This window comes from Chryseobacterium sp. (assembly GCF_022712095.1).
In the GTDB taxonomy this organism is placed as follows: Bacteria; Bacteroidota; Bacteroidia; order Flavobacteriales; family Weeksellaceae; genus Chryseobacterium.
Genome location: NZ_JALAHD010000220.1, coordinates 1 through 20,312 on the forward strand (window position 1 = coordinate 1; position 20,312 = coordinate 20,312).

At 33.7% G+C, this 20,312-nt stretch carries 18 protein-coding genes; 8 read left to right on the forward strand and 10 right to left on the reverse strand.

Annotated elements, in window-relative coordinates:
• The first annotated feature begins 15 nt into the window (after positions 1–15).
• Positions 16–591 carry a glutathione peroxidase gene (locus Q0A18_RS11550; RefSeq protein ID WP_292010317.1) on the forward strand — a complete coding sequence of 192 codons (576 nt, stop codon included), beginning with the start codon at positions 16–18 and terminating at the stop codon, positions 589–591.
• A 46-nt stretch (positions 592–637) separates the two neighbouring features.
• Here Q0A18_RS11550 and Q0A18_RS11555 read toward each other — a convergent pair whose 3' ends face one another.
• The 5 genes from Q0A18_RS11555 to Q0A18_RS11575 form a co-directional block, all read right to left on the reverse strand.
• Positions 638–1,297 (reverse strand): NAD(P)H-binding protein, encoded by a 660-nt coding sequence (locus Q0A18_RS11555; RefSeq protein WP_292010300.1) that lies wholly within the window; start codon positions 1,295–1,297, stop codon positions 638–640.
• Positions 1,298–1,410: 113 nt separating this feature from the next.
• Positions 1,411–1,869, reverse strand: a complete 459-nt coding sequence (locus tag Q0A18_RS11560) for a PepSY-like domain-containing protein (protein WP_292010301.1) — start codon at positions 1,867–1,869, stop codon at positions 1,411–1,413.
• Between the two features lie 34 nt (positions 1,870–1,903).
• Positions 1,904–2,353, reverse strand: a complete 450-nt coding sequence (locus Q0A18_RS11565) for a PepSY-like domain-containing protein (RefSeq protein WP_292010302.1) — start codon at positions 2,351–2,353, stop codon at positions 1,904–1,906.
• A gap of 48 nt (positions 2,354–2,401) precedes the next feature.
• Entirely contained in the window at positions 2,402–3,691 is a 1,290-nt protein-coding gene (locus Q0A18_RS11570) for a HAMP domain-containing sensor histidine kinase (RefSeq protein ID WP_292010303.1), read from the reverse strand.
• Positions 3,691–4,362 carry a response regulator transcription factor gene (locus Q0A18_RS11575; RefSeq protein ID WP_292010304.1) on the reverse strand — a complete coding sequence of 224 codons (672 nt, stop codon included), beginning with the start codon at positions 4,360–4,362 and terminating at the stop codon, positions 3,691–3,693. The genes Q0A18_RS11570 and Q0A18_RS11575 overlap by 1 nt, the downstream gene beginning before the upstream one ends.
• Before the next feature lie 95 nt (positions 4,363–4,457).
• On the opposite strand from Q0A18_RS11575, the gene Q0A18_RS11580 reads away from it, so the two are divergent.
• Positions 4,458–4,811, forward strand: coding sequence for an MmcQ/YjbR family DNA-binding protein (locus tag Q0A18_RS11580; RefSeq protein WP_292010305.1), 354 nt, complete (start codon positions 4,458–4,460; stop codon positions 4,809–4,811).
• Here Q0A18_RS11580 and Q0A18_RS11585 read toward each other — a convergent pair.
• A complete protein-coding gene (locus Q0A18_RS11585) occupies positions 4,808–5,728 on the reverse strand; it encodes a bifunctional riboflavin kinase/FAD synthetase (RefSeq protein WP_292010306.1) in 921 nt (306 codons plus the stop codon). The genes Q0A18_RS11580 and Q0A18_RS11585 overlap by 4 nt on opposite strands.
• A 257-nt stretch (positions 5,729–5,985) precedes the next feature.
• Between Q0A18_RS11585 and atpD the strand changes: the two genes are divergently transcribed.
• From atpD to Q0A18_RS11600, 3 genes are all read left to right on the forward strand, one after another.
• Positions 5,986–7,494 carry a F0F1 ATP synthase subunit beta gene (gene atpD, locus Q0A18_RS11590; protein WP_292010307.1) on the forward strand — a complete coding sequence of 503 codons (1,509 nt, stop codon included), beginning with the start codon at positions 5,986–5,988 and terminating at the stop codon, positions 7,492–7,494.
• A 56-nt stretch (positions 7,495–7,550) separates the two neighbouring features.
• A complete protein-coding gene (locus Q0A18_RS11595) occupies positions 7,551–7,832 on the forward strand; it encodes a F0F1 ATP synthase subunit epsilon (protein ID WP_292010308.1) in 282 nt (93 codons plus the stop codon).
• Positions 7,833–7,914: 82 nt separating this feature from the next.
• Positions 7,915–8,736 carry a hypothetical protein gene (locus Q0A18_RS11600; protein WP_292010309.1) on the forward strand — a complete coding sequence of 274 codons (822 nt, stop codon included), beginning with the start codon at positions 7,915–7,917 and terminating at the stop codon, positions 8,734–8,736.
• Between the two features lie 107 nt (positions 8,737–8,843).
• Here Q0A18_RS11600 and Q0A18_RS11605 read toward each other — a convergent pair whose 3' ends face one another.
• From Q0A18_RS11605 to Q0A18_RS11620, 4 genes are all read right to left on the reverse strand, one after another.
• Positions 8,844–11,036, reverse strand: a complete 2,193-nt coding sequence (locus Q0A18_RS11605) for a B12-binding domain-containing radical SAM protein (RefSeq protein WP_292010310.1) — start codon at positions 11,034–11,036, stop codon at positions 8,844–8,846.
• Between the two features lie 78 nt (positions 11,037–11,114).
• Positions 11,115–11,993 carry a DMT family transporter gene (locus Q0A18_RS11610; protein ID WP_292010311.1) on the reverse strand — a complete coding sequence of 293 codons (879 nt, stop codon included), beginning with the start codon at positions 11,991–11,993 and terminating at the stop codon, positions 11,115–11,117.
• A gap of 70 nt (positions 11,994–12,063) precedes the next feature.
• Positions 12,064–13,338, reverse strand: coding sequence for an aminotransferase class I/II-fold pyridoxal phosphate-dependent enzyme (locus tag Q0A18_RS11615; protein ID WP_292010312.1), 1,275 nt, complete (start codon positions 13,336–13,338; stop codon positions 12,064–12,066).
• A 75-nt stretch (positions 13,339–13,413) separates the two neighbouring features.
• Entirely contained in the window at positions 13,414–14,451 is a 1,038-nt protein-coding gene (locus Q0A18_RS11620) for a cysteine synthase family protein (RefSeq protein WP_292010313.1), read from the reverse strand.
• 223 nt (positions 14,452–14,674) lie between these two features.
• Here Q0A18_RS11620 and Q0A18_RS11625 point away from each other — a divergent pair, with 223 nt between their 5' ends.
• The 3 genes from Q0A18_RS11625 (at position 14,675) to Q0A18_RS11635 (ending at position 20,298) form a co-directional block, all read left to right on the forward strand.
• Entirely contained in the window at positions 14,675–18,160 is a 3,486-nt protein-coding gene (locus Q0A18_RS11625; RefSeq protein WP_292010314.1) for a DUF2723 domain-containing protein, read from the forward strand.
• Between the two features lie 92 nt (positions 18,161–18,252).
• The gene (locus Q0A18_RS11630) at positions 18,253–19,749 is read left to right on the forward strand and encodes a hypothetical protein (protein WP_292010315.1); all 1,497 of its coding nucleotides are present in this window, start codon (positions 18,253–18,255) and stop codon (positions 19,747–19,749) included.
• 24 nt (positions 19,750–19,773) lie between these two features.
• The gene (locus Q0A18_RS11635; RefSeq protein WP_292010316.1) at positions 19,774–20,298 is read left to right on the forward strand and encodes a DUF1697 domain-containing protein; all 525 of its coding nucleotides are present in this window, start codon (positions 19,774–19,776) and stop codon (positions 20,296–20,298) included.
• Positions 20,299–20,312: the final 14 nt, after the last annotated feature.

A 20,312-nucleotide genomic window follows, 5' to 3' on the forward strand; every position in this document is an offset into this window, starting at 1 on the left:
ATTAAAGATATTCTTATGAAAAAGATTTTTTTATTACTGCTTTCTTTTGTTGCATTTTTTCAGAATTGTACCAATCAGAAAAGCGAATTATCTCAAGCTAAAACAAAGGAACTTATGGGAAAAACAATATATGATTTCAAAGTAGAAAGCCTGGATGGTAAAGAAATTAATTTTGCCGATTTCAAAGGAAAAAAAATTCTTATCGTCAATACAGCTTCTGAATGCGGATTTACACCACAGTATGCAGATCTTGAAAAGCTTTATGAGGAGTATAAAGATAAACTGGTAATCGTAGGTTTCCCTGCCAATAATTTTGGAGGACAGGAACCGGGGTCGAATACAGAGATTGGAGCTTTCTGTCAAAAAAATTATGGAGTAACATTTCCTATGGCGGCAAAAGTTTCTGTAAAAGGAGAAGATACTGCTCCTATATTCAAATACCTTACAGAAAAAGAGTTAAATGGATTCAAGAATACTACAATCCTTTGGAACTTTACCAAGTTTTTGGTAGATGAGAACGGAAAGCTGATTGATACTTTTGTAAGTACTACCAAACCTACAGATGAAGCGATTACCAAGTATTTAAAATAAAATTATACATAATTAATCTCCTTAGAAACTAGGGAGATTTTTTTATTTATCCTCCCATATTTTTTTCTGCAAAACAAAAGATATTTCCCAATTTGATACTTGAATATCCATTGCTTTTAATTTTGGATGAATTAATCATAGCCTTAGCAAGAATAGAGGTAGGCAAGGGTTTCTGGCTTTCCAGTAAACCCAGTTTATTGGCGAATTTAATAATCCGGCTTCCTAAAGCTTCTCCCGTTCTGTCCGAATCTTTTCTATCCAGCATTCCAGGTTTAAAAATGGTAATTTTATTAAAATGAAGTTGTTTTACGGCTTCCTCCAGCTCACCCTTCATTCTTGAATAAAATATTTTAGACTTAGGATTGGCTCCATAAGAAGATACCAGAATATAATCTTCTACATTATTTTCTTTAGCTGCTTTAGCGAATTCATACTGATAATCAAAATCTACCTTTCTTTGAGCTTCTTTACTGCCGGCATCTTTAAGAGTAGTTCCCAGACAGGAGAAAGCCACATCACCCTTGATCAGATGCTTCCATTCATCAGGTTTTGAAAAATCTATAATATGGATATTGAGTTTTTCATTTTGGATATCCAGAGGTTTCCTGACAAAAATATCGACTTTTTCAAAGTCTTTATCATTGAGTAACTGATTAACGAGATCTTTTCCTGTGGCACCTGTAGCACCGATTACTAAAGCTTTCATGAATGAGGATTTTGATGTAGTACTAAAATTACGAAAATTTCCCATACCATCTCAAAATAAAAACCCCGCTAAACAAAGTTCAACGAGGCTTCTGTCATAATGATGGAATATTTTTAATAATCTATACTTACAAAATCTCCATTTAAATTAAATATAAGATCAATATTATTAGTTAGTTCCACCTCAATGTGAGAAGGTTCTTTATCTATTGAATTTACATTAACATTGGGATAGTTTTGTGAAATGTACTGTATAATTTTAGTATCTATAAATCCGGTAGGGATACTTCCGTAATCATTTTCCTGACTTACGCTTAGCCATGTCCCATCTTCTGAAAAATCAGCTTCATAACCGTTTGTCATATCTACTTCGTATACTGTACCGTCATATTCTGCGGGAACATTCTTTTCAACCCTGGCAATAGATTCATTTTCAAAATAAGTATTTAAGAATGTTTTGGTTGTAGCAGGAAGCTGGTCCGGCCTGATAGTTCTATCATTATCATCGTCATTACAAGATACTGAGACTAAACCAATAAGAGAGAATGCTAATGCTGTAATTAATTTTTTCATTTGTAGTTGTAATTATTTGAATTCTATTAATTTCTTAATCATCTATTCTGGTGAAGTTTCCTTTGGAGTCAAATTCAAGCTCTAAACCGTTGGAAATATCCACATGATATCCAAATCTCTTTTTTTCGATTTTTTTAATAAATGTTCCCGGGAACTTTTGTTTTACATACTTCTGAATAGTAGCTGGAGCTACACTGAAAGGAATGCCAGACTGATTATTTTCTATTTCTTCCCATGCACCATCTCTTCCGAACTCTATTGATGTTCCGTTGTCCAGATACACTTTATAATCTTTAGCTATCCCGGCAATACTTTCTTTTTGAGCTTGAGATATTTTCTGTTTACCAAAATTTTTACTGATAAACTGTTGTGAGGTTTTTGGAAGTTCTCCACTTGGAATTACAGTATCCTGAGCATAGATTTGTACCCCTGTCATCATAGCAGCAAAAACGAAGATTGCTTTTAGTTGTATTAATAATTTCATTGTCTTATCTTTTAGTACAACAAAATAAAGAATACACTTAGGAAAGAATTAGGAATTTTTTCTATTAAGTGTGAAATAATGCCTGTGATCTTTAAAATAATAATCTAATGTCAGACAATTACTTTTATTGATAATACTTTGGACAATAGAAAGTCCTAATCCTGTAGAAGACTGGTCTTCACCTTTTTTATAAAACCTTTTGAAGATTTTATTTTTATCAAGAGCATTTCCATCTGAAGATGTATTGGATATAATGATTTTATCCAGATGAATATCTACTTGAATATAAGCTTTCTTGGGAGTATATTTTATAGCATTGAATATAAGATTATTAAGGAGAACCTGTAATAGATGTTTGTTGAAATAAATATTAAAGGTCTGATATTCATTGAGTGTAAAATTCAGGTCTTTATATAGCAGCCATTCCTGGATTTCTTCTTGGATATTATTAATGATTTCATTGGCATTGACTTCACTTTCATTCTGGAATTGTCTGTTTTCGATTTTTGAAAGCATTAGAAGTGAATTCACTAAATCAGACATTCTTTTAGTAGTCTTTTTTATTTCTACAAGCTGGTTAAGATTATTTTCATCCAGTTCTTCATTTTCTATCATCCAGTCGAGTTTATTCTGAATGATATTAATAGGAGTCTTCAGTTCATGAGAAGCATTTTCGATGAAACCCTTTTGCTGTAAAAAGGTTTCCTGATTATCTTCCAGCATTTGAGTGATTCCTGTAGAAAGATCATTGAATTCTTTAATAGGAGTCTGGATTGTTTTAAAATTAATTTTTTCTCCGAATCGATACTGTTCCAATTGTGAAACAATTTTTTTCAAAGGTTTAAAGGCTTTGCTGAGGACAATTTGATTCGTAGCATAAATACTTGCAATAAGCAAAATATAAAGAACGATCAATGCAGTGAGCAAATTATAAATAAGATCATCTTCTTCTATTGTCGAAGTATAAATTACTAGCTCATAAGCATTTCCCGGTTTATCAAAGAAATGAGTCGTCAATACGCGATAAGGCTCCTCCTCATTATCATAAGGCATGAAGATCATTTCATTTTTTAATTCATCCTTTTGTACAAATTTTTCTTTAGGAATAGGAGTAATTCTGAACTGATTGATACCGAATTCCCTGTTTTCATCCAAAATTTCAGGATTGGAATAAGCTTCCCGGATGATTTCTATTTTTTGATTTTTAAGACCGTCATCTACATTATCATATACTTCTTCAAGGATAAATGCATAAAAAAGACCTGCCCATACTGCAATCAGCAGGAATAAGGAAATTAGTAAGTATTTGAGTGTATAGTTTTTTAAATAGACAACCATTAAATTAATTTATAACCGATTCCATAAACAGCTGTTATATCCATATCAGCATGATGGCTTTTAAGCTTTTTTCGAAGATTTTTTACCTGAGAATAAATGAAATCCAGACTTTCTGCCTGATCGATATGATCTCCCCATATAGATTCCGCAAGAGTGGTCTTTTGAAAAGTTTTTCCAGGCCGGCTGATAAAATAATATAACATATCAAACTCCTTTCTGTTAAGCTGAATTTCCTGATCATTAATCATTACGATCCTGTCATCAAAATTCATTTTCAGGTTCTTGTAGGAGATCCATTGATTTCCTTCATGGTTCTTTCTCCTAATAACTGATTTTATTCTGGCAAAAAGTTCAGATAGATGAAAAGGCTTGGCAAGATAATCATCAGCACCCAGTTCAAGACCTTTTACTTTATCATCCACAGAATCCCGGGCAGAAAGTATAATCACCGAAGTATTTTTTTCCTTATTTTTTATTTCTTTCAGTAAATCCAGTCCACTGCCATCAGGAAGCGTAATATCGAGAAGTATGCAGTCATAATCATAATCCGATACTTTAAAGAGTCCTTCTTCAAAGTTTTCTGCAGATTCCACTGTGAATTTTTCCTTTTCCAGAAACTGCTGGGTTACTTCTCTAAGAGCATTTTCATCTTCAACAATAAGAATTTTCATATACAATACTAATCTTAAAATCTGGAATGAATTGGGAATATACAAAAAATATAAGCAAAAAATAATATATTTGATTTATATCAGAAATATAAAATATGGAAATAGAAGAGATAAGAGAATATGGTTTGAATAAAAAAGGAGTCACTGAAAGTTTTCCATTTGATAATGAAACACTAGTCATGAAAGTAGGCACTAAAATATTTATGATGATCTCACTTGAGAGTAACCCGCTTTCTGTTAATGTAAAGACAGATCCTGAGTGGAGCCAGGAATTACGTGAACAATATCCGCAGATCACCGGAGCTTACCATATGAACAAAACCCATTGGAATTCCGTAATGACAGAAGGATTAAAAAAAGAGTTGATACTAACACTGATTGATCATTCTTATGATCTTGTATTTTTATCACTAACTAAAAAGATAAGAGAGGAGATCACAAACAGTTAGAAAGAGAAATTTTCAGTAAGCCTTTTATCCTCATCCAGTCTCTCGATGAGCTTTTCAAGACTTTCAAATTTTATTTCTTCATGAAGGTAGTCCCTGAATTTTACTGTGATTTTTTGATCATAAATATCCTCATCAAAATTAAGAATATAGACTTCAACAGTCAGTTTATCTCCATTGACGGTCGGATTGGTTCCAATACTCAACATTCCCTTATATTGTTTATTATTGACAAAAGTCTCTACAATATAAGCACCTTTCTTGGGTAAAAGTTTAATGGAATCTGTTTCTATATTGGCTGTAGGGTAGCCGATTGTTCTTCCGATTTTTTTTCCGTGGGTTACTGTTCCTGAAACAGAGTAGGAGTATCCCAGCATTTCATTGGCTTCCTTTATATTTCCCTCCAAAAGAGCATTACGCACTTTTGTAGAACTAATATTATTCTCATGGATATTGATGGCTTCCATTTGCTCAACTTTAAAATCGAGTTCTTTTGATAATTTCTGAAGCAATTCAAAATTGCCGCTTTTATTCTTTCCGAAAGAGTGATCATAGCCTATAATAAGGTATTTTATATGAAGCTTGTCTACTAAAATCTGACGTACAAATTCTTCACCGGTAAGGTTTCTGAATTCTTCATCAAATTCTTTCAGGAATAAATTATCAATACCATATTTCTCCATCAGGTATTTCTTTTCTTCTAAGGTATTCAGAAGTTTTAAATCTTCATTAGGATTGAAAACAAAGCGCGGATGAGGCCAGAAAGTGAGAATGGCGGTTTCCAGATTATTGTTGGTACCTACTTTTATTAATTCATCGATAATACTTTTATGCCCAAGATGTACCCCGTCAAACATCCCTAAAGATAGTGCCAGAGGTTTTTGAGAAGAATATTCGCTAAAATTCTTGAAGATTTTCAAAACGGAAAAAATTTGACTGCAAATATAAAACCTTTCCAATGATCTATAATAATATAGAGGAAGTTATTTTGTGTTATGTTGTTTTTATATTGTTTATTATATGGAGTACAAATTGAATGGGAAAAGTCCCAATAGATTAGAAAAATTTATTTCAAAATATAATTTGAGACCCTTAAAAAAGCATGATAAAAATCTTTTTTTTAGCAATTGCAGGTTTGTGAAGTTTCATTATATTTGCACCAAGAAAAAATTTAGCAATGGCAAACCAAATTAAAGGAAAAATTTCTCAAATTATTGGTCCGGTAATCGACGTTGTTTTTACAGATGTGGAATCTGTTCCAAGTATCTATGACGCGTTAGAAATTACAAAAGGAAACGGTGAAAAAGTAATCTTAGAAGTAGAGCAGCATATTGGTGAAGATACAGTAAGATGTATTGCAATGGATGCTACAGACGGTCTTCAAAGAGGGCAGGAAGTAATTGGATATGGAAATCCTATTACAATGCCAATCGGAGAAGCTGTAAACGGAAGACTATTCAACGTTGTTGGTGATGCTATAGACGGACTTCAGAATATTTCTAAAGAAGGTGGATTGCCAATCCACAGAGAAGCTCCGAAATTTGATCAACTTTCAACTTCTGCAGAAGTTTTATTTACAGGTATTAAAGTAATCGACCTAGTTGAGCCTTACGCAAAAGGAGGTAAAATTGGATTGTTCGGTGGTGCCGGAGTAGGTAAAACAGTATTGATCCAGGAGTTAATTAACAATATTGCAAAAGGACACGGAGGACTTTCAGTTTTTGCCGGAGTAGGTGAAAGGACGAGAGAGGGAAATGACCTTTTAAGAGAGATGCTTGAATCAGGTATTATTAAATACGGAGATGATTTCATGCATTCTATGGAAAACGGAGGATGGGATCTTTCTAAAGTAGATTTAGAAGCTATGAAAGATTCTAAAGCAGCATTCGTTTTTGGACAGATGAATGAGCCGCCAGGTGCGAGAGCAAGAGTAGCACTTTCCGGGCTTACATTAGCTGAATATTATAGAGATGGTGGAGAAAGCGGACAGGGTAGAGACGTACTTTTCTTCGTAGATAATATCTTCCGTTTTACACAGGCTGGTTCTGAGGTGTCTGCACTTTTAGGTCGTATGCCGTCAGCGGTAGGTTACCAACCGACTCTTGCTTCTGAGATGGGAGCAATGCAGGAAAGAATTACTTCCACTAAAAACGGATCTATTACTTCAGTACAGGCAGTATATGTACCTGCGGATGACTTAACTGACCCGGCTCCTGCAACTACATTTGCCCACTTGGATGCAACAACAGTATTGGACAGAAAGATTGCTTCATTGGGTATTTATCCTGCAGTAGATCCTCTAGCTTCTACATCAAGAATCTTGGCTCCGGAAGTAATCGGTGAAGATCATTACAACTGCGCTCAAAGAGTAAAAGAAATTCTTCAGAGATATAAAGCGCTTCAGGATATCATTGCTATCCTTGGTATGGAAGAACTTTCTGAAGAAGATAAATCTGTAGTTTACCGTGCTAGAAAAGTTCAGAGATTCTTATCTCAGCCTTTCCACGTAGCTGAACAGTTTACAGGTATTCCTGGCTCATTAGTGGATATCAAAGATACTATTAAAGGTTTCAACATGATTATGGATGGTGAATTAGATCACTTACCGGAAGCTGCTTTCAACCTTAAAGGAACTATTGAAGAAGCCATCGAAGCCGGACAAAAAATGTTAGCTGATAACGCGTAATAATGCTAATTGCCGATAGCTAATAGCTATTAGCCAAAAGCCAAAAGCAATTTAAAATGAATATAAAAATTTTAACACCCGAATACGTAGTTTTTGAAGGAGAAGTAAGTTCTGTATTATTGCCTGGTAAAAATGGTGAATTTCACATCATGAAAAATCACGCAGGAATCGTTTCTTCTTTAATAGGTGGAAAAGTAAAATTATATGTAAATTCAATTGATGATACATATGCTAAAAATTTTACCAGAGAGAATGAAAAAGACTCTGTTTTTTCTTATCCTATCAAAAGCGGTGTTGTAGAATTCAATCATGATAAAGGAATTATCCTTTGTGAATAAATTAAAGAAAAAGCTAAATATATTTTCAAAAAAGTGTAACTAAATTGTTGCACTTTTTTTATATTGTAGAAAATCTGATTGTATGAAAAAATGCATGATCATATTATTTACGATTTTAGGATTGGTCATTAATGCGCAGAATGTTAAAATTAAAAGAGGAATTGTAAGTCTGGATGGTATTCATGTAGCCAAAATATCTGATAAATCAAAAGTCTATACTTTTATGGATTTGAAAGAAACACCGATTTATACGATTGAATTCGTTGATAAAAGTATTGTTGATTCTGTTCGTGACAGCTATATTAAATTGAATCGAATCTACAATCAGGATAAGACTATTGAGCTGGATTATATTTCTCCTTCGGCTTTCTCAGGTGAAGAAAAATCTGCGGCTTATACGTCGGTAAAAAGCTTAAGAATAATTGATGAAAGAGGAATTAATATCAAAAATCTGGATGAGCTTTTTAAAAATACTCCTAAAAGAAAACTTGATGCAAAGACAAAAGAAGCTTACACAATAAGAACTAAAGTTGATAAGCTAAATATTACGGTGAATAATGTTGGAGAGATTTTAAGTAATGGAAAACCTGTCGGATACTTCACTAATTTACCACCAAGTTTTGGTTCAGAAGAAACGATTACCGATAAAACCTTCGTAGATATTGAAATTTATGATGCAAACAGTAAATTTATAGGAAAGTATATTACCACAACAAAACAGATTAAGTCAGCCGGGGGAAAGGTTTTTACCCTTTACAGAGAAATGTCGGGAAGGGCCTCTATACTAAAGTTTCCAACTTATAAAGCTATCGCAGAACGAATGGCAATTATGGATCCGAATTTTATTAAAGTACAGGAAAAAGTAATGGTAGGTGAAGTGACAAAAGATGGTGTTCAGAAATAGAAAGAAGAGATTTAACCCGCTTACAAAAGATACAAATTTAATAGGGGTGGGCTTTAGCCCATTCTCATAAAAATAAAAACTCAATAAGCTTTAGCCAAAACTTACAATCATAAACTCAAAATTATTCCATTATCCTTAAGCTGCTGAATTGGTTTAGAAAACCAAAACAATTCAAAATCCTCAAAATATTCTTCAAACTGAGCTTTCAATTGCTGAAGACTAAGTTTTTTTGAAGTTTCCAGTCCATTTTCTCCCAGAATTTTTATCAGCCACTCTGCTTTTTCCTGTTCTAAATCTATCTTAACAATATTAGTTTTGAGATGAAATGAGATTCTTGTATATGGCCAAGAGTTTTGTTTTTTAGTTTTTATGTAATTCTCAGCGATTACGTTTTTTTCTAAAAAAATGACTTTAGAATTACCCTTAAAAATGAAATCCTCTTCTTCTAAGAGACAATCATGGATATAATCCGGATGAATTGTCGTTCTAGGAATTTTGAAATCAAACCAGTTTTGTAAAGGAATATCAAAATTAATCCCGTGCATAAAATTGAAAATAGATTTTTTCAAACCATAACTGAATTGGCTATGATCAATTCCTGTCTGATCTGTAAATTCAATATCATTATTGGCAAACTCAATTCTTTGTTTTAGAGGGCTAATTCCAAATTCTTCGGGACTGATCCCAATGGGAGAGTGAGCGGTCAACGCAAACTGATGCCAGAAACCACTTTGAATAATTCCCATTTCAAACATCTGCCTTACCATTTCTAAAGAATCTACTGTTTCCTGAATGGTTTGAGTAGGGTAGCCATACATCAGATAGGCATGAACCATAATTCCCGATTCTGTAAAATTTCGAGTCACTTTGGCAACCTGTTCTACTGAAACTCCTTTATCAATCAGTTTTAATAACCGGTCACTTGCTACTTCCAAGCCTCCAGAAACCGCTACACAACCTGAAAGTTTCAATAAAAAGCATAAATCCTGAGTAAAACTTTTCTCAAATCGTATATTGGTCCACCAGGTAACCACCAGTTTTCTACGTAAAATCTCTAATGCAACTTCTCTCATTAACGCTGGAGGAGCAGCTTCATCAACAAAATGAAATCCTGTTTCACCTGTTGTTTTGATGAGCTCTTCCATTCTGTCTACCAGTATTTTAGCAGAAATGGGCTCATATATTTTTATATAGTCCAGAGAAATATCACAGAAAGTACATTTACCCCAATAGCAACCATGAGCCATTGTAAGTTTATTCCACCTTCCGTCGCTCCATAAACTGTGCATAGGATTGGCAACTTCTATAACGGAAATATATTTTTCTAAAGGTAAATCTATGTAATCAGGTGTTCCTGTTTCAGATTGTTTATAATCTTTCTTTTTTGAATTGTTTTTATAAGTAACAGTTTGATTTTCTAGTAAGAAAGTTCTTTTATATTCAAGTTCTGTTTCCGGATGGCTTTCAAGACTTTCATATAATAATTCTATGGGAAGCTCACCGTCATCTAAAGTAATGAAATCAAAAAATTCAAAAACCCGTGGATCATTTACTTCTCTTAATTCCGTATTAGGAAATCCCCCACCCATAGCAATTTTGATATGGGAATAATTTTTCTTAATAAACTGAGCACATTTAAAAGCAGAATATAAATTTCCGGGAAAGGGGATAGAAAAACATACCAGCTTAGGTTGGATCAGTTCCAGTTTCTTTTGAAGAATCTCTAATGTTATTTGATCAATAAATGTAGCCTGTCCCTTTAGTCTAGAGTAAAGCTCATCAAAAGAATTCGCACTTTTCCCTAATCTTTCTGCATATCTGCTGAAGCCAAAATCAGAATCTATATTTTCAATGATAAAATCAGATAAATCTTCTAGATATAAGGTGGCAAGATGTTTAGCTTTATCCTGTAATCCCATATTTCCAAAAGCAAATTCCATATCATCCAAATGATTGAAACGGGAAGCTTCCGGAAGAAAATTCATACTGCATATCTGCCTTGCTAACGTAGGATTTCTGTTTTGTAAAAAAAGGATAACCTGATCAATAGTTTTGATATATTCATCCCTTAGCGTAAAGATCCTTTGAGCATTTTCAGATATATTCTGAAGATTAATTGAAGTGCGGAAGACTTCCTTAATCCCTTCTTTTGAAAATAGCCCTAAAATAACTTCAATTCCTAAATCCATCTGATAGCTTGAAATATTTTTGGTATTTAAAAAACCTTTAATATAAGCTGTTGCCGGATAAGGAGTATTAAGTTGGGTAAATGGCGGAGTAATAAGAAGCAGATCTTTCAAAAGTAAATTTTTGCAAATATATTTTAAATAAATTAAACTTTCAGAGCTTACAATTTTTTAGTTGATGTCCGAAATAGTTTAAGCATGCATCACTCTTTTGCGCTCTGAAACTATATTAAGAATTACTCCTAAAAGGATTAGTACAATTCCTATCAGAAGATTGAACGTAAATTTTTCATGAAACATCATTACACTTATCATTACGGCAACTACAGGTTCCAGAGCTCCTAGGATAGCTGTTGGCGTTGATCCAATATATTTGATGGCATACACCAGGCACAGGCTTGAAATAACTGTGGTAAGAAATGCAAAAATGATGAAATTTAAAAATATTGAAACCGAAGGAATAGTAAATGATTCCTGACTGTTCAATGCTTTAAACATAAAAAATGCTGCAGTAAAAAGCATAGAATAGAAAGAGAGCTTGAATCCTGAGACCTTTAAATTAGATTTATTAACGATAACCATATAGGAAGCATAGAAAAGTGAACTCAGCATAACAACACCCAGCCCGGTAAAGTTGATTTCCATACTTTCTCCTTTCATGCACAGTACAGTTACTCCTGCAAAAGCAAGAAGTAAAGAGATAACCGATAGCTGAGTCAGTTTTTCTTTATAAAAAAAGAACATAATCAGTGCTACGATTACAGGATATACAAAGAGTACGGTAGACGCAATTCCAGGTGTAAGCAAATCATATCCTATAAAAAGAAACTCGGACGAAAGTGCATAACAGGTCCCTAAAGTTATTAAAATTAAGGCTTCCTTTTTATTGATCTTAAAGCTTTCCTTTGAATAAAGGAGATAGCCTCCTACCATTAAAGCAGAAAATAGAAATCTATAAAATAGGGTAATATTCATTGAAAAATGAGCCTGCTTAAGAGGCAATATAAAAATAGGGATAAGCCCGAACGATACTGCGGACATGATTCCTAAAAGATAACCTTTAAATTTCATTTTTAGTTTTACCTATTTCATTTGTTTGATGATAATAAAAGCCACTGAAATTCAGTGGCTTTTATTATATTTAGATCGGTTTAAAACTTAAACCCTGTTCCTGCAGGAGTTTTTGTTCCGCTTCTTTATAGTAACCACTTACCAGTTTATCATGAATTGCTTCAAATGCTTTAAGGGTTTCATTAATTTCCGAATCCGTATGTGAAGCTGTAGGAATCAACCTTAAAAGAATCATTCCTTTTGGAATTACCGGATATACTACCACTGAAGTGAAAATTCCATAATTTTCTCTCAGATCTTTTACAAGAAGGGTAGCTTCTACAGGTGATCCCTGCATCATTACTGGTGTTACACATGTATTGGTATCTCCAATATTGAATCCTTTTTCTCTAAGACCATTTTGTAATTTGTGTACATTTTCCCAAAGCTTAGCTTTGATTTCAGGTCTTGATCTTAAAAGTTCTAATCTTTTCAATCCACCGATTACCATTGGCATCGTTAATGATTTAGCAAAGATTTGAGATCTTAAGTTGAATTTTAAATATCTGATAATTTCTTTATTTCCGGCTAAGAAGGCTCCGAAACCAGCCATAGACTTTGCAAAAGTAGAGAAGTAAACATCGATCTGATCCTGACATCCCTGCTCCTCGCCAGCTCCGGCTCCTGTTTTTCCTAAAGTACCAAATCCGTGAGCATCATCTACTAATAATCTGAACTGATATTTTTCTTTAAGAGCACAGATTTCTTTGATTTTACCCTGTTGTCCTCGCATTCCGAAAACTCCTTCTGTAATTACTAAAATACCGCCACCAGTTTCTTCAGCCACTTTAGTTGCTCTCTGAAGGTTTTTTTCAAGACTTACCATATCATTATGTTTGTAGGTAAATCTTTTTCCGGCATGTAATCTTACTCCGTCTACGATACATGCATGTGAATCCACATCATAAACGATCACATCATTTCTATTAACCAGAGCGTCTATTGTAGATACCATTCCCTGATAACCGAAGTTTAATAAATAAGCAGATTCTTTTTGAACAAATTCGGCTAATTCTCTTTCCAGTTGTAAATGTTGCTCAGTTTCTCCGGACATTGCTCTTGCTCCCATAGGGTAGAACATTCCATATTCTGCAGCAGCTTTGGCATCGGCTTCCTTTACTTCAGGATGATTACATAATCCTAAATAATCATTAGCACTCCAAAAAATTACCTCTCTTCCCTGGAACTGCATTCGCGGTCCGATAGGTCCTTCTAATCTTGGAAAAATAAAATAGCCTTCACCATAATCAGCAAATTGACCAAGAGGTCCTGGATTTTGCTTTATTCTTTCAAAAATATCTAACATTTTTAAAGGGTTTTTAAGTAAAAAAGCCTTTTAAGATTCTACAAAAAAGGCTTGATTTGTATCGTAAATTATTTATTATTTAATGAATTCCGTTTTAAAAACTTCATCATAGTTGTGTACACAGTTGTTAACGAAACCTTGTTCTGCCATCCATTTATCACTATATACCTTAGTGATATATCTTGAGCCATGGTCCGGGAAAATAAGAATAACCATATCATCCTTAGAGAATTCATGAGACTGGGCATACTGTATTAGAGCCTGAGTGACAGCTCCTGTGGTATATCCCCCCATGATAGCTTCTTTTAAAGCAATTTCACGGGTCCTGTAAGCTGACATTTCATCATTAACTCTTACAAACTCATCTACTTTATCAAATAAAAGAGCGGAAGGAATTAAATTTTTTCCCATTCCCTCGATTTGATAAGGGTGAACATCTTCTTTATGGATTTCTCCTGTTTCATGATAGCTTTTCAGTATAGATCCATCTGCATCCACACCGATTACTTTGATATTAGGATTTTTTTCTTTCAGGAATTTAGCTGATCCGGATAAAGTTCCTCCGGTTCCGGTACAGGCAAAAAGGTGAGTGATCTTACCTTCAGTCTGTTCCCATATTTCAGGGCCTGTTGTCTGGTAGTGAGCATCAATGTTTAACTCATTAAAATACTGATTAATATACACTGAATTAGGTGTTTCTGCTGCAATCCTTTTCGCTACTTCATAATAAGATCTCGGATCATTTGCGGGAACATTCGCTGGACAAACATATACAGTAGCGCCAAGAGCTTTAAGGTATGCAATTTTTTCAGGTTTCGTTTTATCACTTACTGCAAGAATACATTGATATCCCTTGATAATGCAAACCATTGCAAGAGAAAAACCAGTATTTCCTGATGTAGTTTCTACAACTACAGAACCTTCCTTTAATAAACCTTTTTCCTCAGCGTTTTCTATAATGTGAAGTGCAATTCTATCTTTTGTGGAATGTCCAGGATTATATGATTCTAACTTGGCGTAAACAGTTGCAGGTATATCTTTTGTTACAGTATTTAGCTTTACCAACGGAGTGTGTCCTACTAGGCCAAGAATATTATCGTAAACATTACTCATTATTTGTTATTTTTCAATAAAAATCTGACCGCAAAAATACAAAAAAATAAATAATATCTAAACTTTTGTTCAATTAGTAATCCACTAAAAGATAAATATCATTTTTTTGCTTGCAATCTTAGCCCTTGAGTACTGACAAAAACTACGCCAAAACCTTTAAATTTTGTTAAATATAACATAAAATCATCCAAAAACCTTATTTTCGCACTATTGAATTAATTGTATGAAAAACTGGACTTTTAAGCGATGGAACACCGTTTTAGGGTGGGTAATTTTTGTAATTGCATTTTTTACTTATTTATCAACCATAGAGCCCAATTTCAGCTTTTGGGATTGTGGAGAATATATTTCTTCTGCCGTAAAGCTGGAGGTAACGCACGCACCAGGTGCTGCTTTATTTCAAATTGTGGGGGCTGTGGCCGCCATTTTTGCATTTGGGAAAGGTGAAAATTATTCCATTGTTATCAACGCGATGTCTGCACTTTTCAGTGCTTTTACTATTTTGTTCTTATTCTGGACAATTACTCATTTTGTAAGAAGACTTCTCAATAAAGATTTTGAAGAAGTTACCAAACATCAGGAAATCTCCGTGCTTTTTGCCGGAGTAATCGGGGCTTTATGTTTTACTTTTTCCGATACTTTCTGGTTTTCTGCAGTAGAAGGAGAGGTTTATTCTATGGCTTCTATGTTTATTGCCCTTTTGGTTTGGTTAATTACTAAGTGGGAAAATGAATATAATATTCAGGGAAATGAAAGATGGATTATCCTTATTTTCTTTGTAGTAGGACTTTCCGTGGGCGTACACATGATGGGTATGCTTGCTATTCCTGCAGTTTGTTTAGTCTATTATGCCAGAAACTATAAGTTCACTTGGAAAAACTTTATTTGGGCAAACGTTATTACTCTTATTATTTTAATTCTTGTTTTCAAAGTAATTTTCCCTCTGATCATGACAATGTTCGGAAGACTGGAAATATTTTTTGTAAATGGTTTAGGACTGCCATTCCATTCAGGAACGATTGTAGCCTTTATTATTATGGTTACTGCATGTTACCTTATTATAAAATATGCCAGAAATACCAAGAAGAATGTTTATCAGACAATTGCGCTTTCTCTTGTTTTTATGGTGATAGGCTTTTCATGTTGGATGGTAATTCCCATCAGAGCAAACGCTAATCCTCCGATGAACCTTAATGATCCTGATACTGCTATCGGAATGCTGGATTATTATAATAGAGAACAATATGGAGACTGGCCGACAATCTATGGGCAAAACTATACCGCTTTTCTTGATGCTAACGGAATTGAGAAAAATGAAGACGGAAGTTTTAAAACAAAAAAAACCGGAGATGTATATGAAAAAGATGAGAAAACCGGAACATACAGAAAAGTAAATGACCGTTTTAACTATGTATTCAATAAGTCCCAAGTCAGTCTTATGCCGAGAATGTTTAATGAAGACAAAACGGTAATGTCCAATTATATTTCTATGTATGGAGCTCCGGATTTTACATTCAATTATGATAATGATAATGTAGTGGACAACCCTCAGGCTAAGGAAATTTTTGAAGATTTAAGAAAGAAATATGATGATAAATCGATCACGGTTTCTGATTATTTAAAGGTAAGACCTTATGACCTTATTAAAGTACAGAAACCATCCTTTGCCCAAAACATGGATTATTTCTTTACATTCCAGAACGGATATTATTTTGTAAGATATCTGATGTGGAATTTTGTAGGAAGACAGAATGACCTGGAAGGAAATATGGAAAGTACCAATGGGAACTGGATTTCAGGATTTTCTTTTATAGATGATGCTTTATGGGGGAATCAGGATAAGATGCCCGCAAAATTTAAAAATGAAAGTACCGTTAAATTCTTTTTCTTACCGCTGCTTTTAGGACTGATCGGATTCTTTTTCCAGTTAAACAGGGATTTCGGCAGATTCTATGCATTACTCTCTTTATTTATTCTTACCAGTGTAGGTATCATATTTTATACAGGGGTAAAACCATTTGAACCGAGAGAAAGAGATTATGCAATGGTAGGGTCTTTCTATGCATTTGCCATTTGGATAGGCCTTGGGGCGGGTGCTCTCTTATGGCTCTTACAGTCAAAAGTAAAATCGAATGGCGTAAATATCGCAGCGGGAGTTATTTTAATGGGAGTCCCTCTTATGATGGGATTCCAGAACTATAATCCTCATGATAGAAGTAACAGATATACAGCTTATGATTATGCTTATTCCGTATTAAAGTCTTTACCGAAAGAAGATATTCTATTCGTATATGGGGATAATGATACATATCCGGTTTGGGCTATTCAGGAGACTGAGAGATTCCGTGATGATGTGAAAGTGGTTAACTTTACCTTACTATCTACTCCATGGAATATCGATCAGGTAAAGAGAAGAACTTATAATGCAATGCCAATTCCGAGTCAGTTAACTCATGATGACTACAGAGATGGAGTAAATGATCAGGTTTATCTGATGAAAAAAGAAGACTGGAAAAATATATTTGATAATCTTGAGCAGCAGGGAGCTCCTGCAACTGAATTACAGATGTTCAGAAAATACTTGGTTCAGGATTCAATGACCCTGAAAGAAGCTGTTAACTTCATTAAATTTAAATCTCCTCAAAAAGATGAAATCTTAAAAATGATCTTTGGAGAAGAGCGTTATGAAAAATATAATTTTTTACCTGTAACTAAATTTATCCTGCCGGTTAATAAGAATAATGCTTTAAAAGCGGGAATCATTACAGCTGCGGATATGCCTAATACTGTAAATCAGATTACGATTGATTATAAAGGAAGTACATTATATAAAAATAATCTGATGATGTTTGATATTCTGGCGAACTTCGATTGGAAAAGACCAATTAACTTTTCATCAGGAGGTGTTTATGACAGTGAGAATATTTTCTATCTGGATGAATATTTACAATTTGACGGATTCAGTTATCGCCTGATTCCTATTCATACACCGAGAAGTATAGACGGAGATATAGGTAGGGTAGATGCTGATCAGCTATATAATGTAGTGAAAAATTTCAAATGGGGTAACTTTAAGAATCTGAATGTTCACTTCGATGAAACAGCTACTTCCAATATTATCAGCTACAGAACATCTGCAAGTAGAGCAGCAGCTGCTTTATCATTAAACGGGCAGAAAGGAAAAGCGCTGGAATTATTAGATCTGGCAGCGAAAGAGATTCCTGCGGAAAAGTATAATGATCCACGTTCTTTAAGCTCAATTGTGTATGGATATATCGTAGCAGGAGAAGAGCAGAAAGGATTAAAACTTGCAGAAATCCTTAAAAAAGGAATTTTTGAAGAATATGATTATTACTTAAGTTTAAGCTCTACTGAACAGCGTTACTTAGGCAGACAAATGAGGACAAAACCTATGGAATATTCATTAGTAGTTTCTGCTGTCACTGATGCCTATATGAAAATAGGACAAAAAGATAAAGCATATTCTTATTTAGTACAGTCTATTGAACCAATTGATAAGAAGTTCAATGTATTTGTAAAGGATCTTCAGCAGATGGGTAAAGAAAAGGCAATCAGTGAATCTGAAAATGTACAGAAAATCACACCATTCTACCAGTATTTATTTGATATAATGGAACCTTTTGATTCCACTTATTCGAAAGAAAAGGAAGATCAGATAACCACTGCGATTATGAAAGCAACCCAATAAGAATATAAATTTAAAACGGAACTTCGGTTCCGTTTTTTTATTATTTGTATTCATAAATTTTAGAATTATCTTTGTGCGACTAAATAAGCACGATGTCCGAAATAAAAAATAATAAAATCCCAATTTATGCTGTACTATTCACAGTCGCATTTAAACTTTTATTTTTACTGACTCACTATATTCAGGAAGATGCATTCATCACCTGGCGGGTGGCTCAGAATTTATTAGACTATGGAGTGATTGGATTCAATGGAAATGAGAAGATTTCAGCTTCCACCACTCATTTATATGTTTTTGTTTCTTATCTGTTCAATTTAATTTTTGGAAAAGAAAACTTTATTGAACCTTTGCTTATTTTTAATTCTGTTTTATTTACAATAGGATCTTTATTGCTGTCCCATCTGCTGCTTAAAAATGCATGGAATAAAGCGATCTTCATATTCTTAATCGGTATTTTACCTCCTTCTATTAAGATTTCTATTTTAGGCATGGAGTATGGAATCCTTTTCTTTCTAGAGATGGCCTTATTATATTATGGCTTTAAAAAAGAGAAAAAATGGGCACTCATCTTATTCCCTATTTTGATATTATTTACAAGGATTGACACAGTTATCTTCTTGGGAATTGTTTTCCTTGTAGATATATTCTGGAATAAAAAGATCAGATGGAGCTATATTTTAGGCGGAATCTTAGGTGTAGGAATTGTAGTGGCTTTTAACTGGTTCTATTTTGGAGAAATTATTAATAATACGATTACAGCAAAAAAACTAAGATATGAAAGTAATTTCACTTTAGCTCAGAACCTTGAATATTTTAACCAAAGCTACGGGAATTTCTGGGGGATGCTGAAACTGCCAGCTGATTTTAATCCATTTACGATTCTGGTATTGATTTTTGAATTGGTTTGCTTCATTTTCCTGATCCGACAGAAAGATAAAAGAAATTATTTCCTCTGGATGATCTTTATTTTCGGCTGGGCAAAACAGGTGATTTTCATTTCACAGAGAAGTTTATTTGACTGGTATTACTGGGTTCCTCAGCTCCTGCTTTTTGTTCCTGTTTTAATCTTTGTATTAGAGCAGAAAGCAAAAAGAAACCTTTGGCTATTCCTGTTATTGGTATTCTATATTATTCCGATGTTTGTATTCCAGACGGTGCATTCTATTGCAACCGGAAATGGAGAATGGAATTACAGAAGGACGATAGGACTGTTCTTAAATCAATATGAAAAAGATAAAAATCAATGGATTCTACTGGAGCCTGCTGGATATGTACCGTATTTTTCAGAGCTGAAAACAATTGATGAAGTTGGTTTGGTGGATAAAGAAGTTCAGACTGAAATAGAAAAAGATAAAACAAATTACTGGATCAATACGGTTAAAAACAGAAAGCCCAAATATCTGCTCACTTATGATGATATATTTAAAGGTAAAGATGCGGAACATTATAAAGAACACTATAAGCTGCTAAAAGAATTCCGGGTTAAAGATCATCTGAAAAGCGACAATAAGGTTTTGGAAAGGATTTATAACCTGAAACCTTCAGGAACAGATTATAATTTATATGTACGGGTAAAAGATGTAAAATAATAATATTTAAATATCTCAGAAAATATGAAATACTGTGCTTTTCTCCGTGGTGTTAATGTAAAAGGAACCAATATGAAGATGGCAGAAGTATGTAAGGTTTTTAATGAAGCGGGAATGAAAGAGGTAGGCTCTGTGCTGGCTTCCGGAAATATTATTTTTTCTTCAGGTGAGAAAGAAAAAGAGCTTAAACTGAAATTAGAGAAAGCAATGTCTGATCATTTTTCTTATGAAGCTTATCTGTTTTTAAAATCTGATAAAGAAATAGAAGAGATATGGAATAAGAATCCATTTGAAAAGAAGGATAATTTTCATATTTATGCTTTTATCGGAAGTCCGGAAGTAGAGAATACTTTAATGAAAGAATTTGAGAATGCTTCAAAAACGGAAGATGAAAAAGGGACCATAGTAGATCATGTATTTTACTGGCAGGTTTCTAAAGGTAATACACTGGATTCTTCTTTTGGAAAGGTACTGGGAAAGAAAAGTCTTAAAGATAAAGTGACAAGCAGGAATATAAATACTTTTGAAAAGCTTGTTAATAAAATGTAGAATAAGTTCAGAAA